Raw genomic sequence first — 14,824 nt, 5'->3', positions numbered from 1 at the left:
TCGCTCCTGAGAACCGTATGTTTACGGTGTATATGTACAACTCTGCGGCAGCTTGCCGCCGGAGTCAAGGACAGGCCCCGTTACCGGCCCGACGCCGCCAGGTGCCGGGCCAGCCGCGGGGAGGCGAACTCCGTGCCGCACACGAAGCGCATGACCGGGCCGTACGAGGCCGCGGCGGGCAGCCCGGTGAAGTACAGCCCCGGCACCGACGAGCGGAATCCGGCGCCCAGCCTCGGCGTCCCCCTGCTGACCGCGAGTTCCGTGCGCAGCTCCGGGCTGAGGAAGTCCATCGCCGCGACATCGACCCGGTACCCCGTGCCCGCGATCACATGGTCGGCGTCCAGTCGGCGGGTAGCGCCGTCAGCGGTCCGCACGGTCAGGACCGGACGCCGGTCGGGCGCCTCCGCGCGGACGATCCGCTCCACCTCGACCACCTCGGCCCGGCCCTCGAAGCGGTCGCGCAGCCACCACGCCCCGAGGGGGCCGAGCACATGGCGGACGAGGTAGTGACGGAGCTGGGCGGGGAGATAGCGGTAGGCGTGCGGGTGGTAGGAGAGCGCCCACAGGGACCACGCCCGGCCGAAGGGCGACCCGGGGCGGAACCTCGGCTGCTCCCACGGAGGCGCGCCGAAGCCGACGCTGCCGTGCCCGCGGGTGATCACCCGCACCCGCGCTCCCGCCTCCGCCGCCAGCACCGCCGTCTCCAGGGCGGACTGTCCGGCTCCGACGACCATGAGGTCCTTGCCGGAGAACCGGCCGAGGTCGGAATGCTGGGAGGTGTGCGAGACGGGGCCCGCCGGGGACGGGCCGTCCCGGGCGGCACCGGCGAGTTCCGGCGGCAGATGGGCCAGGCCCGACAGGCCGGTCGCCACGACGACCGCCCGAGCGGTGAACAGCTCGCCGGAGGACAGCTTCAGTTCGAAGCCCCCGGAAGCGGACCCGGAGGCGGACCCGGCGCCGCCGCGCCGGTCCACGGAGACCACCCGCACCCGCTCCAGGTCCGGGACGAGCTGCTGCTGGAACCACTGCCCGTAGGCGATGAACGTCTCGATCGGGATGATGTCGTCGTCCTCCACCAGCCGGGGCGTCCCGGCCGCGTCGCAGTAGTCGGCCAGGGTGTGTCCCGGCTGAGGTGCGTCGATGCTGGTGGCGGCGGGCGTCGACTTGAGGAGCATCCCGGCGGGCATGTGCGCGCGCCAGCTCACCATCGGTTCGCCGAACACCCGGACCGGAATGCCGCGGGCCCGCAGATGGGCGGCGCTGGACAGGCCGAAGGGCCCTGCGCCTATGACTGCCACTGGTCGAAGCATGGTGTGCCTCCCGAGGGTTGGGGGATCGTCAATGGGCCGCGCGACGGCTGGTGCGCCACAGCCGGTACAGGTGCTTCACACCCGGCCCCACCAGACGCGCCGTCATCGTGAGGAACGGCAGCGGGTCGTCACCGGCGAGCCAGGCCAGCTCCGTTCCGCTCGCGCGTCTCGGCGCGTGCGGGGTGGTGTAGCGGCTGCGCCGGTAGGCGAGCAGGGCCGGCAGGTCGATGTTCTCCACGACGTAGCGGCGGCCGGTCAGCTGGTCGCCCTTCGGCACCGCGCGGCCGGTCAGGTCCAGGTGCATGGCTCGTACGACGTCCACGGCGCGGTCGTTCTCGAACAGGCGGAACTGGGCGCCCATGCGCGGGTTGAAGTCGAGCAGCTTGTAGCGGCTGTCGCGCCGGTCGAAGCGCAGGTCCAGGTCGACGATGCCGCTGAAGCCGATCTGCTTGACGAAGCGGGTGACGAGATCGGCGAGTTCGGGGTTGTCGACGATGTACGCGCAGGCCGTCATCCCCGCGTGCGGCGGCCAGGAGCGGACCTTCACACCGGTGAACAGGGCGAGCGGGGTGGCGTGCGCGTCGAAGTAGGCGTGCACGATCCAGTCCTCGGCCTCCTCCCTCGGCAGGTACTCCTGGAGGACCACCCCGGGCCGCGCGCCCCAGTCACGGGCGAGGCCGAGCAGCCCCTCCCGGCTGGCGATCCGCGTCGTCCCGTTCACCGCCGGCCGCCTGCGCCGGACGAACGCCTCGCGGTTCTTGGCCACCACCGGGAAGGACGCCTTCTCGGCGAACTCCTCGATCTCCTCGTACGACCGGGGGGAGACCGTCGCCGGGCTGGGGATGCCGTGCTCCAGGCACAGTTCGTGCAGTCCCTGCTTGCTGGCGAGGCGGCCCGGCAGGTCCGGATCGACGGGCGGGAAGAGGAAATGGTCCCGCAGCGCGTCCTGGTGCTCGGCGATGAGCACCGCGGCCTCCTCGTCGGTGGGGACGAGGACCGTCGGGCGGCCGATGTGCCTCCCGATGCGCACCAGCCCTTCGACGAGCCGGGCATGGTTTTCCGCACCGGTGGTCGGCCAGACGAAGGCACGGCGCAGGTACCGGGAGGCGGCCGCGGGGGTGCGGCGGTCCTCGGTGATCGCGTACATCGGCACACCCAGCCGCCCCAGGGTGCGGATCGCGCCCACACCGCCGTGATGGAGGGGGTAGTCGCCGAACTTCACGACCAGACCCGGCACTTCGCGGTCGGCCTCGAACGGTGTGTCGGCAGTGTGTCCGGACATGGCATTCCTAACTCCCGCTGAGCCAGCGCACCTGATAGGCGTCGAGCCCGGCCGGCCGGCCGTCGATGCGCACCTGAACGGGCCGGTCCAGGGTGTTGACCACGAGGACCGCCTGGTCGTCGGCGAGCACGCGTACGCTCCCGGCGTCGTCGCCCGTGGTGGTGACCGGGCGGAACGTGGTGCCGGGCGGGAACTCCTGGTCGAAGCGGCGGATGAGGTCCAGCGCGGGCAGTGCCCGGCCGCCGCTGCCGTCGGTGAGTTCGGTGCTGCGCCACAGGCAGCGGGTGCACCGGCCGTCACGGTCCTGCGGGTTCCAGTAGAAGCCCGTGGTGGCCCCGCCCTTGACCATGGCGATCATTCCGGTCGCCTGCAGGGCGTGGTCGAGTGCCTGCCCTCCCCGGCGGTCGCCGCCTTCCGGCTCGATGTAGTACTCGGCCCACCACAGGGGCGCGGAGGTCTGTTGCCGCACCCACCGGCCGACGGCGGTGAACTTGTCGGCGGCCGTGAACTCGTCGGGCAGTGTCTCGCCGTTGCGGGCGTGGCTGGCACCGTCGACGACGACGAAGTCGGCCCCGGCCTTGTGCCGGTTCCAGTACTGGAAGGCATCGAGAACCCGTCGGTCGATGCTGCCCCACGGCCCCTTGACGGGGGAGGCGTAGGTCGTGGTCCGCGGCGGGTGGCTGTCCATGGTCAGGTACGGCCCGCCCACGAGGTTGTCCTTGTCCACCTTCTTCAGGGCGCGGTAGACCCGGTTGTACAGCTCGGTGTATCCCTCGTAGTTCCAGCGGTTCTGGCGCTCGTCGAAGAAGCCCTTGAACTCGTTCCAGACGATGAAGTGCCGTACGTCCGGGTAGCGCTCGGCGACCTTCGCGGCCAGAGCGGCGAAGTCGTCGTAGTGGTCGGGGCTCGGCGCCGTCTCCAGGCGCGACCAGTCCGTGTCGCCCGGCCTGCCGCCCTTCATCCAGTCCGGGGCACAGCACAGCGTGATGACCGGGGTGCCGGACGTCTTCCTGATGACGTCGATGCGGCGGTCCAGGGACGCGAAGTCGTAGCGGCCCGGCGCGGGCTCGGGATTGGTGGCGCCCCAGCCCATGAGGTGCTGGTTCTGCGGGAGCGACTGCGCGGACAGCGACTCCCGCGCGGCCTTGAGGGCGGCGGCATCTCCCACGTCCGCGCTGTACTGGGTGTGCGTGAGCCCCCAGCCGAGCGACGGCTTCGGCGGTCCCGGATCGGGCGTGCAGGACAGGACGGTGCCGAGCACCAGGGCGACGGCGCAGAGGGCAGCCTGCCGGGCCCGGCGACGGCCCGTCACCGGAGCCGGGCCCGCTGTCCTCCGGCCGGGCTCAGACATGTGCCCGGGACGCCTTCCGCGCGAGCCGGCGGGATCCGCGGACCAGCGCGTAGGCCTTCGTCAGGGCGCGGTCCCGGGCGAAGGCGCGGGCGATGGCCCTGCCCTCCACCAGCCGCGCGAACTCCTCGATCCCGGTGCCGCGCCGTACCGTCATCCGCCGCAGTGCGAAGGGGCCCTGGCGCGGGTCGGCCGAGGCGTTGCCCACGGCCAGGGCCTGGGCGAAGCCGGCCGAGCGTACCGCCCGCCGCACCCGGCGGTCGGAGTAGCCGTAGGGGTAGGCGAAGGAGACCGGCCGGATGCCGAGCTGCTCGGCGACCAGCTCCCGGCAGTGCTCCAGTTCGTACCGCAGCCGGTCGTCGGGGAGCTGGTCGAGCTGCGGGTGGGTGTGGCTGTGCCCGCCGATCTCGGCACCCTCGGCGGCGAGTTCGCGCACCTCGTCCCAGTCCAGCATGGTGTCCAGAGCGGCACCGTCGATCTCGTACGCGCCGCGCAGCCAGCCCGTGGTGACGAAGAGCGTGCTGGGGAATCCGTGGCGGTGCAGCACGGGCAGCGCGTGCTCGCGCACGCCCCGGTAGCCGTCGTCGAAGGTGATCAGCACCGGGCGCAGGGGCAGCGGTGCCCCGTCCCGCCAGGCCTGCGCGAGGTGGGCCGTGGACACGGGTGTGAACCCGCGTTCGGCGAGCAGCGACATCTGGTCGGCGAACGCCTCCGGCGAGACGGAGAGGGCGCGGATCGCCGCCGCGGGTGCGTGCCCGACGGCGTGGTACATCAGGATGGGGACGGGGCTGGTCACCGCAGGCTCCTTCGCGGCGGTCGGTCGAGCACACCGAGGTCGGGCAGGTCCCGGACCTCCGTGGCGATCCGCCGGGGTGCCACGAGGTCCGTCACGGCCGTGGGCGGTGCCTGCACCACCCACGACGGGGAACCGCCGGTGCGGGTACGGAAGGTGCCGACCGCGTAGCCCGCCGCGGCGGCCGTCACCCCGGCCACGATGGCTCCCGCGCGGCCGGCCCCGCCGCGGCGCCCCAGCAGGGCGTCACGCAAGCCGCGGGCCACTCCGGCGGGCAGCACCCGGGTGGTGTAGCGGCGCTCGGACTCCAGGCCCTCGCGCGAGCCCACGTGATGGGTGACGCGGGCCTTGGAGATCCCCTCGGCGTAGGCGCGGCGGCAGAAGTAGCCGAACCGTTTGCGGGCCTCGGGGACCTTGTGGTGGATGATCGCGCGGTCGTCGACGAGGAGGACCGCCTCGGGCACGGCCTGCGTCAGCCGGATGCACAGCTCGGTCTCCTCGCAGCCCAGCGGGCGCTTGTCCCCGTCGCGGCCGATGCCGATGGCGAAGCCGCCCGCCGCGTCGAAGGCGGTACGGCGGAAGGAGGCGTTGCCGCCCAGCACATTGCGGACCCGTATCCGTCCTCGCGGGTGTCCTGTGTAGGTGCAGCCGACGACCCAGTCGAACTCCGTGGGGAACCAGTCCGGACGGCGGCCCGACGCCCACGCCGGGAGCGTACGGCCGCCCACGGCCATCACCCGAGGATCGCTGTACGCGGCCACCATGTGCCGCAGCCAGTCCCGGTCCGCCACCGCGTCGTCGTCGAGGAAGGCGATCACCGAGCCCAAAGCCAGGGCGATGCCCGTGTTGCGTCCCGCGGACAGGCCCTGCGGACCCGCGTTGGGGACCACGCGGACCGCGGGTACGCGGAATCCGGGCCCCGGGTCCTCGTCGTACTCGCGGCGCAGCCGGGCCAGCAGCGCGGGGTTGTGGTCGACGACCAGCAGCGTCTCCAGTGCCGGCAGGGACTGTTCCCGTACCGATCGGACCGCGGCGAGGGTGTCCTCCCACCGGTCCTCGGTGTACGCGCAGATCACTACGGAGACATCTGTCCTGGGCACGTTACTTCTCCTTGTCCGGGGGCGGCGCGAACGAGTCCGCGGGCCGAGGGGGCAGCCACTGCGAGCGCCGGACGACGAGGTAGAGGGCGAGCAGACACTCGGCCGTCAGCCAGGCGACACCGGCTCCGGCGAGTCCGAGCCGCGGCAGCAGCACCTGGGACAGGCCCAGCACCAGAGCGCACAGGGTCAGCTGGATCCCGACGATCAGGCGCAGTCGGCGACGCACACGGGCCACGTCGACGGCCAGGCTCACCAGCGTGTTCGGGAGCGCCGAGAGGGCCAGCAGCCGCAACAGAGTGGTGCCGTGCCTCTCGTACTCCGGGCCGAAGAACGACAGCAGGGTGGGCGCGACGACGATGATCAGCGCGGCCGCGGCGGCCATCGCCAGTGCCGAGTGGCGCAGCACCCGGACCGTGTGCGGGTTCAGCTGCCGGGGATCGCGCGCCGACTCCACGATCAGGGAGCTGCCCATGTTCGCGACCAGCATGTAGGGGATGCAGCCGACGGCCCAGGCGATCAGGAAGTAGGCGCTGTACTCGGCGCCCATGGCGTTCAGCACCAGAAGGGGCATCAGGCTGTAGGCGGCCATACGGAACAGTGAGCCGGCGTAGTCCGCGACCGCGTATCCGACCAGGCGGGGCGGGCGTTCCGCGTCCGGGGCCTCCTTCTCGTGCCGGGGCACCGCGCGACGCAGCAGGAACCAGTTGGCGACCAGGAGCGCCACCACCAGTGCGCCGGCCCAGGAGATCAGGATTCCGGCGAACAGCGCCAGCGCGGCCCCCGCCGCCAGGAGGACGATCTTCACCACGGCGAAGATCAGGTTCTCGTTCACCACCCAGCCCGGACTCCGCACCCCGGTCAGCGCGCCGTCCTGGAGGACGAAGACGGCGTAACCGGCGGTGTACGTCACGAAGAAGACGGCTGTCACCGGGTCGAGGAGGAAGTCGAGGCGGGGGGCGACGACGGGCACGAGCGCGAGGAAGGCGACGGCGGCCAGCACGCTGAACCCGATCCCGGCCGCGTAGCAGGCGAGTACGAGCCTGCGGGTGTGACGTCCGGCGGCGGGCAGGAAGCGCACCAGGAAGTCGGAGAGGTTGAGCTGCCCGATCGTGGACAGCAGCGTGGCGGCGGACACGGTGGCGTAGTTCAGGCCCACGGTCCTGGCGTCGTACCAGTGGGTGGCGAACACCCAGAAGACGGCTCCCAGAACGGTGCTGACGAGGGAGCTGACGGCCAGGAGATGTCCGTTGCGCAGCAGGGGCTCACGCGGCAGTGCCGCGGCCAGCCTCGCCCGTATGGCCGCAGGTATCGCTGTGGCGTCGGGCGGAAGAGTTCGGCCAGATGGCACGGCTTTCCCTCGATCCCCGCGTGCGCGCTAGGAGACCTGTGCGTTTACGGCGTATACATACATCTTAAGCGCTGGGTTGGATTAGTCAAGAATTGATCACAGTGGAAGGCGCCAGAGCCGCGGCCGATGTGATGACCGCCAGGGTGATCAGAGCCCGAGTGGGGGTGAATACCTCGGTGAGGAACAGCGCCTCCGCGACCAGGGCCGAAATCGAAAGACTGAGGGCCCCGGCGAGAACGGTGACTTCCAGTACGGCCGCGCGGCCGGCGCCGGAAGCGAAGGATTTCCTCGCGAACGCCAGAGTGACCGCGAGACCGGGACACGTGAGCAGAAAGACGACCGTCACCAGCACCCGCAGCGGGAATTCCGCCGGAAGAGCCGTGGCGGCAAGAGCCACCCACCCCGAGGCGGCGACGGTCCAGCGCAGCCCGTTCACGCGCCCTCACCCGCCGCCGTGCGGTCGTACCGGTAGACCACCGCGTCCTTGTTCCGGTAGACCGGGGTGAAATTCGGCGCCTCGGCCAGCGCCGAGTTCAGTCGCCCGATGAAATCGGCGGGCATGTCGCCGTTCAGGTACACCGCCGACTGCTGCGCGTCGTTGAGCACGATGTACGTCGGTCTGCCGTGTGCCCTCGCCAGGAGCGGTTCCAGGCCGGTCAGCGGATCCTTCACCAGGGCACGTCTGGTTTCCACGTCCCGATCGATCATTTGCAGGTTCTCGTGCCGGTCGTAGCGCATTTCCAGGCCGGGCGCGGAAGCGGTCACGGAAATGATCAGTGAGTCGGGCGGGGTCCTGGTCGTGACGAATCGCATGGCTGCCGCCTCCTCGGCGGTGAACTGGTTCTCGTCCTCCTTGGCGTAGTAGCCGAACACCAGGCCGCCGAGCATGGCCAGCAGCAGGACGCAGATCACGGGCATCGCCACCGGCAGGCGTGCGCCGGGCGGGAACAGCAGGGCCGCGATCAGGAACGCGGCGGCCGGCAGCGCGAACAGATAGGCCCGGAAGACCATCTCCCCGCCGTAGGCGTTGGCCAGCCCGGGCAGAAAGGGAGCGAGTACGAGCAACGGCAGCGGTGTGCGACGGGTCCAGGGCCGCACCACGAAGGCCAGGGCGGCCAGCAGGAACACGGCCCCGGTCAGACCGCGCTCGATCCAGGCCACCATGACCTGGCTCGGGGCGGCGTCGGCCAGCCTGCTCACGCCGGACCAGAGGTTGGCGTCGGGCCGTGCCAGCGAGCTGATGAAGTCGCCCAGGTTGTCCGACACATACCGCCGCGCCACGGTCAGGTCCCAGAGCAGGGTCAGGGCGAGCGCACCTGCCAGGGGCGGCAGCGTCACCCGTCGGTTGCGCCGGGGGAAGGAGAGCAGCAGCAGCGCGCTGATCAGCATCATCGGGGTGAGCTGGTGGGAGGAGACGATCGCGGCCTCGATGACCAGCACCATGACCAGGCGGGGCAGTGGCCAGCCGCGCCGAGCCTCCTCCTGCCCCGGCCGCCGCGAGGACTGCAACTGGCGCAGTACGAGGGCCATCACGCACATGAAGAGCAGGAAGGCGAAGGCCTGCGGTGCGAAGTAGTCCTGTGCCACCCAGGAACAGGCGTAGTAGATCCAGGTGGCCGACCAGATGAGCCTCCGGTTGTCGGTGACCGACCGGAAGACCAGCAGGAGCGGGCCGATCAGCAGGAGGTTCACCAGCGGCTGGGCCCACAGGGCGTACCCCAGCGGCGACTCCAGCCCGGTGGCCTTCAGCAGCAGGGCGTTGAACTGGAAGAAGCCCGGCCACTGGTTGTAGATGTCGAAGCCGCCCGCGTCGGGCACCTGGCCGTTGTGCCGGACCATGGCGTCGATGACGGCCACGTGCTTCCACGCCCAGGCGTACCGCAGTTCCGGGTAGAGCAGCGACGGTGTGGCGTGGATGATCGCGATCAGCGCGACCACATAACCCGCGTACAGGCCGTTGGGGGTCCGCCGGTCGCTCGCCGCCGCGCAGAAGCCGACGGTCAGGAGCGCGAGCGCGACCCAGAACGTCACCGGCAGGACCTGCAGCAGTCCGAGATCCCCCATGGCTTCGAGGTGCACGTCCCGCAGCGAGAACAGCCAGAGCGCGACCGCGACGGGCAGCGCGCCGACCGCCGTCCAGGTACCGGCGCCCGCCCGCCTGAGCCGCTGCCAGCCGGGCCGGAGCGTCGCGGCCCTCGGCAGCGTTCCGCTCACCGACGGCTCCGGGGAAGAACGCTCGCCGCGCACGGCGAGGTCTGGTCGGCGGCGGTGGGTTTCTGCACGTCAATCATGGCCAGGCTTCCGGGTGACGGAACGGCGGAATTGGTCAGACGGCGGCAGCAGCCGTGGTCCGCACAGGTAGTTGCTCAACGTCCCGAGGCTCGGCGGACACCGGCTGCAAGGTCAACCCAGTGGATCACAGACGTTGTGCCGCAGCCACTCGACGTGTGTCCCGGGGGTGACCGTCACGCTCGTGATGGCGGTCGGAAAGGCGGCTGCGCAGATAGCCCAGCGGGCCGTACAGCATCCCCTGCACTTCCAGGAGAGTGAGTCGGCGGGACCAGCCCGCGCCGTCGTCGTTGGTGAGGCGGTCCGCCCTGGCCGCCATGTAGCGGAGGCCGCCGGGCAGCTTGCGCAGCAGCACGGGCAGCATGCGGGGCTCGTGGACGAGCGCGGCGGTCAGGTAGGCGGTGAATCCGGCGCCGTAGGAGAAGATCTGCGTCGACAGGGCTTCCAGGGAACGCCGCTGACTGTGCCAGATGATCGCGTCGGGCTGGTAGGCGAGCGTGCCGCCGTTGACGAGCACCTGGAAGAAGACCAGCAGATCTTCTCCGCCGTACGCGGGCGTTCCGGCGCTGGTGGCCGTGTCGAAGCCGCCGAGGGCCCGGAGAACCTCGGTGCGGAAGGCCATGTTGGCGCCGCCCCCGAACTGCCCCGTGGTGAACGGGAAGAGCGGATCCTCGGGTGGGTCGTGCAGCGACCAGGTGCGGGTGTCGTACCCCTTGCCGAAACCGTTGTGCCGTTCCAGCACGGCCTGGGCCTCGGTCTGGAGTTCGGCGGGGGCGATCAGCCCCGTCACACAGCTGACCGCCTGGTTCGCGGTGAAGCTCTCGGCCAGCGCGGACAGCCAGCCGGGGTCGACCAGGGTGTCGTCGTCGGTGAAGGCGACGATGCCGTTCCGGGCGGCGGCCAGTCCCCGGTTGCGGGCCCGGGCTAGGCCTGCGACGGGCTCCCGTACATAGCGGACCCGCGTGCGGTACTCCTCGCGGATCAGCCGCTCGGTCGCGTCGTCCGCCGGAGCGTTGTCCACCACGACGATCTCGTACCGCTCCTTCGGGTAGTCCAGGTGGAGCAGCGACTCCAGGCCTCGGCGCAGCAGTTCGCACCGGTTGTGGGTGGCGACGACCACGCTGATGCCGGGAGTGCCGACGGCCCCTTTGCCGGGCGGGGAGGGCTTCCGGGCGGAGTCGGCGGCCGGGACTTCGAGTTCGCGCCGGGCCGTGTCGGCGAGGCTCTGCCACAGCCGCGCGGGGTCGGTGCCGGTGGCGCCGACCATCCCGAGCGGATGGCCCCGCAGTCGCACCAGGGCGAGGACTCGGCCCTGCGGCCGGATCCGTTCGCGGCTGCCGGGTGGGCTGAACCGGCCCGGTTCGGCCAGATCCATGTCCACCACCTGGACGGGGGTGACGGTCGGAACGTGCAGGCGATGGTCGGTGGCACTCATCAGTCGCTCCGCGCGGCCGCTGACTGTGCCCCCGGTCGCTCGGCGAGCAGCGTGCGCAGCACCCGGCGGCCGTCGGACACCGCGTGCAGGTTGGAGTGGCCGCTGCGGCGGGGCAGTTCCAGGCTCGGGACCTCGGCGATCCGCAGGCCGGAGCGCAGGGCGTGCGCGATCATCTCCGTCTCGATCTCGAACCCGGTGGAGTGCAGGTCGAGGTCGTCCAGGAAGCTGCGGCGGAAGGCGCAGTACCCGTAGCAGAGATCGGTGAGCCTGGCGTCGTAGAGGCGGTTCACCATCGCCAGCAGCGCGTGGTTGCCCCAGCGCCGGATCCGGGTGATGTCGAGCGATCCGCCGCCCGCGATGAACCGCGAGCCCTTGACGAAGTCGTAGCCGTTGTCCAGGAAGTGCAGGAAGTGCGGGATCTCCTCGGGCAGCATGCTGCCGTCCGCGTCGATCATCACGATGTAGTCGCCGTCCGCGGCGAGGAACCCGGTCCGCAGGGCGTTGCCCTTGCCCGGGCCCTTCTGGCGGACGTGGCGGACGGTCGGCAGGCACTGCCTGGCCATGTGGACCGTGGCGTCGCTGGAGTCGCCGTCGACCAGGAGGACCTCGTCGACGCAGTCCGGGATCTGTTCGAAGACCCAGGGGATGTTGCGTGCCTCGTTGCGGGCGGGCACGACCAGGCTGACGGTGGCCCGGGGCGGGGGCCGGTCCTCCGCGCGGCGCAGGGGGTGGGCGGGCCGGTCCGTCCATCTGCGGGCGGCGGGTGGCGGGGCGGCGCCGTTGCGGGAGGGCGGGGGGAAGGGGCTGGGGTCGGTGAGATGCGAAGCGTTCATGGTGCTGGAGTCTCCGGGAATCGATCCGTCGGGTATCCCCATGAGCGGTGAGTGCCCGGACACCTGCCGTCGCCGCCCACCGGGAGGTCGCCGGCTCCGGCAGTGTCAACGCCATATGTTTACGACGTATATGTACATGTTTGCCCCACATTGTCCGCGCGGTCAACCCATGCCTCAGGTCCGCACCAGCAACTGGAAGTCGAACGCGTACCGCGAGGCCCGGTAGATGTGGCTGCCGTACTCCACCGCCCGGCCCGTGTCGTCGTACGCCGTGCGCTGCATGGTGAGCACGGCGGCGCCCTCCTTCTCGTCCAGCCGGGCCGCCTCCTCCGCGGTCGCGCTGCGGGCGCCGACGGTCTGCCGGGCGCTGTGCAGGGTGACCCCGGCCGCGCGCATCATCCGGTACAGGCCGGTCGTCTCCAGCCGGGCGGTGTCGAGGTCCAGCAGGCCGGCGGGCAGGTAGTTGCACAGCAGCGCCACCGGCTGGCCGTGGGTGGCGCGCAGCCGCTCCAGGACGATCACGTCGGCGCCCTCCGCCAGGCCCAGGGCGGCGGCGACGTCCGCCGACGCCGGGACGGTCTCATTGCGTACGACCCTGGTGGTGGGGCCCTGTCCGGCCGCCTCCAGGTCGTCGTAGAGGCTGCTCAGCTCCAGTGAGCGCTTGACCTGGCTGTGTACCACCTGGGTGCCCACCCCTCGGCGGCGCACCAGCAGCCCCTTGTCGACCAGGGACTGGATGGCCTGGCGGACGGTGGGCCGGGACAGGCCGAGCCGGGTGGACAGGTCTATCTCGTTGCCGAGCAGGTTGCCGGGGGCCAGCGCGCCGTGCTCGATCGCCGCCTCCAGCTGCTGGGCGAGCTGGTAGTAGAGCGGTACCGGACTGCTCCGGTCGAGTGCGAAGTGCAGGGTGTCGAGCGGGGAGCCGACCCGTTCCCGGGCGCGGTCTCGGGTTTTCGCCATGGGACGTACCTGCCTTTCGGGCTGCGGTCAGAGGTGGCGGCGGCGGGCGGCTGCCTGCCGGTCGTACTCCCGGCGGGCCTCGACCGCGGCCGGGCGGGACGCGGTCTCGGCGACCGGCACGTCCCACCAGGCCTCGGCCGGGGGAGCGGTGGGCGCGGGGTCGGTCTCGACGTACACACAGGTGGGGCGGTCCGAGGCGCGGGCGGTCGCGAGGGCCTCGCGCAGTTCGCCCACGGTCTTGGCGCGCAGCACCTCCATGCCGAGGCTGCCCGCGTTGGCGGCCAGGTCGACCGGGAGAGGGGTGCCGCTGAAGGTACCGTCGGCGGCCCGGTGGCGGTAGGCGGTGCCGAACCGTTCTGCGCCCACGGACTCGGACAGGCCGCCGATGGAGGCGTAGCCGTGGTTCTGCACCAGGACCAGGTTGACCGGCAGGCCCTCCTGGACCGCGGTGACGATCTCGGTCGGCATCATCAGGTAGGTGCCGTCCCCGACCAGCGCCCACACCGGGGTGCCCGGGGCGGCCTGCTGGACGCCGATCGTGGCGGGGATCTCGTAGCCCATGCACGAGTAGCCGTACTCCAGGTGGTACTGGCGGGGACTGCGCGCCCGCCACAGTTTGTGCAGGTCACCGGGGAGCGAACCGGCCGCGTTGATCACCACGTCCTCGTCCCCGACGACCACGTCCAGCGCCCCGAGCACCTGGGTCTGGGTCGGTACGGCGGTCGGGTCGTCGGCGCGGTAGGCCTCGTCGACCGCCCGCTCCCAGCGCTCCTTGCCCGCGCGGTACTCCTCCTCGTACGCCCGCGCCACCCGGTGCCCGGCCAGTTCGGCGGTCAGCCGTTCCAGGCCGGTGCGCGCGTCGCAGACCAGGGGCCGGGCGGCCAGCTTGTGGGCGTCGAAGGCGGTGATGTTGAGGTTGAGGAAGCGGACCCCGGGGTGCTGGAAGAGGGTGTTCGAGGCGGTGGTGAAGTCGGTGTAACGGGTGCCTACGCCGATCACCAGGTCGGCGGTGCGCGCGAGGTCGTCGGCGACCGCGGTACCGGTGTGACCGATGCCGCCCAGGTCGGCGGGGTGGTCGTGGCGCAGCGAGCCCTTCCCGGCCTGGGTGGCGGCGACCGGGATGCCGGTGGCGTCCACCAGGGCGCGCAGCGCCTCCTCGGCCTCGCTGTGGTGCACTCCGCCGCCCGCCACGATCAGCGGGCGGGCGGCGGAGCGGATCGCGCGGACGGCATCGGCGAGCTCGACGGGGTCGGGCGCGGGCCGTCGTACGTGCCAGACGCGGTCGGCGAGGAACTCCTCGGGCCAGTCGAAGGCCTCCGCCTGCACGTCCTGGGGGAGGGCGAGGGTGACGGCGCCGGTCTCGGCGGGGTCGGTGAGCACGCGCATCGCGGCCAGGGCGGAGGGGATCAGCGCCTCCGGGCGGGTGATCCGGTCGAAGTACCTCGACACCGGGCGCAGGGTGTCGTTCACCGAGACGTCGGCCTCGGCGGGGTGCTCCAGCTGCTGCAGGAGGGGGTCCGCGGGGCGGGTGGCGAAGGTGTCGCCGGGTAGCAGCAGGACGGGGAGGCGGTTGATGGTGGCCAGGGCCGCGCCGGTGACCAGGTTGGTGGCGCCGGGGCCGATGGAGGTGGTCACGGCCTGCGCGGACAGCCGGTTCAGGTGGCGCGCGTGGGCGACCGCGGCGTGCACCATCGCCTGCTCGTTGCGACCCTGGTGGAAGGGCATCGCCGACTCACCGGCCTCCAGCAGCGCCTGCCCGACTCCGGCGACGTTGCCGTGGCCGAAGATGCCCCAGGTACCGGCGATCAGCCGGTGCCGGACACCGTCGCGCTCGGAGTACTGGGCGGAAAGGAACCGCACCAGGGCCTGTGCCACGGTGAGACGGACGGTCGTACGGCTCAACTCAAGCTCCGTTCAAGGTCCGCGCCCGGCAGGGATACGCCGAACGGCAGCGGGTAGATCGATTCCGCCGTCTCCCAGGTGTAGGCCCCTTGCCTCAGCCCTGTCAATAGTTTGTACTTACATTCGGACCTGCTTGTGAAATGATGTCTTAACAAAGTATTGACAGCGGGCTCCGCAAGGGATTGGATCCGGGACCAACGCACCAGGCGTTTCTTTCCCGTCGT

General features: G+C 71.4%; 12 protein-coding genes. All 12 read right to left on the bottom strand.

Features of this window, described 5'->3' with window-relative positions; translation table 11 throughout:
* Positions 1-80: 80 nt before the first annotated feature.
* The 12 genes from GA0115233_RS00185 to iolD all read right to left on the bottom strand — a co-directional run bounded on the left by GA0115233_RS00185 (position 81) and on the right by iolD (position 14,600).
* A complete protein-coding gene (locus tag GA0115233_RS00185; protein WP_093717932.1) occupies positions 81-1,310 on the bottom strand; it encodes an FAD-dependent oxidoreductase in 1,230 nt (409 codons plus the stop codon).
* Between the two features lie 28 nt (positions 1,311-1,338).
* Positions 1,339-2,592 carry a carboxylate--amine ligase gene (locus GA0115233_RS00180; protein WP_093717931.1) on the bottom strand — a complete coding sequence of 418 codons (1,254 nt, stop codon included), beginning with the start codon at positions 2,590-2,592 and terminating at the stop codon, positions 1,339-1,341.
* A 7-nt stretch (positions 2,593-2,599) separates the two neighbouring features.
* The gene (locus tag GA0115233_RS00175) at positions 2,600-3,943 is read right to left on the bottom strand and encodes a GH39 family glycosyl hydrolase (protein WP_093717930.1); all 1,344 of its coding nucleotides are present in this window, start codon (positions 3,941-3,943) and stop codon (positions 2,600-2,602) included.
* Positions 3,936-4,712, bottom strand: coding sequence for a polysaccharide deacetylase family protein (locus tag GA0115233_RS00170; RefSeq protein ID WP_093718106.1), 777 nt, complete (start codon positions 4,710-4,712; stop codon positions 3,936-3,938). Before GA0115233_RS00170 ends, GA0115233_RS00175 begins: the two co-directional genes overlap by 8 nt.
* 20 nt (positions 4,713-4,732) lie before the next feature.
* Positions 4,733-5,833 (bottom strand): glycosyltransferase family 2 protein, encoded by a 1,101-nt coding sequence (locus GA0115233_RS00165; protein WP_093717929.1) that lies wholly within the window; start codon positions 5,831-5,833, stop codon positions 4,733-4,735.
* Between the two features lies 1 nt (position 5,834).
* On the bottom strand, positions 5,835-7,181 hold the full coding sequence (locus tag GA0115233_RS00160) for a lipopolysaccharide biosynthesis protein (protein ID WP_141689459.1): 1,347 nt from the start codon (positions 7,179-7,181) through the stop codon (positions 5,835-5,837).
* Between the two features lie 85 nt (positions 7,182-7,266).
* Positions 7,267-7,617, bottom strand: coding sequence for a hypothetical protein (locus GA0115233_RS00155; protein ID WP_093717927.1), 351 nt, complete (start codon positions 7,615-7,617; stop codon positions 7,267-7,269).
* Complete coding sequence (locus GA0115233_RS00150) at positions 7,614-9,395, bottom strand: glycosyltransferase (RefSeq protein WP_093717926.1); 1,782 nt, start codon at positions 9,393-9,395, stop codon at positions 7,614-7,616. The genes GA0115233_RS00155 and GA0115233_RS00150 overlap by 4 nt, the downstream gene beginning before the upstream one ends.
* A gap of 202 nt (positions 9,396-9,597) precedes the next feature.
* Positions 9,598-10,905, bottom strand: coding sequence for a glycosyltransferase (locus tag GA0115233_RS00145; protein WP_093717925.1), 1,308 nt, complete (start codon positions 10,903-10,905; stop codon positions 9,598-9,600).
* Positions 10,905-11,738 carry a glycosyltransferase family 2 protein gene (locus GA0115233_RS00140; RefSeq protein ID WP_093717924.1) on the bottom strand — a complete coding sequence of 278 codons (834 nt, stop codon included), beginning with the start codon at positions 11,736-11,738 and terminating at the stop codon, positions 10,905-10,907. Before GA0115233_RS00140 ends, GA0115233_RS00145 begins: the two co-directional genes overlap by 1 nt.
* A 174-nt stretch (positions 11,739-11,912) precedes the next feature.
* Positions 11,913-12,698, bottom strand: a complete 786-nt coding sequence (locus tag GA0115233_RS00135; RefSeq protein ID WP_093717923.1) for a GntR family transcriptional regulator — start codon at positions 12,696-12,698, stop codon at positions 11,913-11,915.
* A gap of 27 nt (positions 12,699-12,725) precedes the next feature.
* Entirely contained in the window at positions 12,726-14,600 is a 1,875-nt protein-coding gene (gene iolD, locus GA0115233_RS00130; protein WP_093717922.1) for a 3D-(3,5/4)-trihydroxycyclohexane-1,2-dione acylhydrolase (decyclizing), read from the bottom strand.
* Between the last annotated feature and the right edge of the window lie 224 nt (positions 14,601-14,824).

Origin of the sequence: Streptomyces sp. DI166, assembly GCF_900091315.1 — a bacterium.
Classification (GTDB): Bacteria; Actinomycetota; Actinomycetes; order Streptomycetales; family Streptomycetaceae; genus Streptomyces; species Streptomyces fuscus.
Note: the sequence above shows the minus strand (reverse complement) of the source record. Positions and strands in the feature narration are given on the sequence as shown.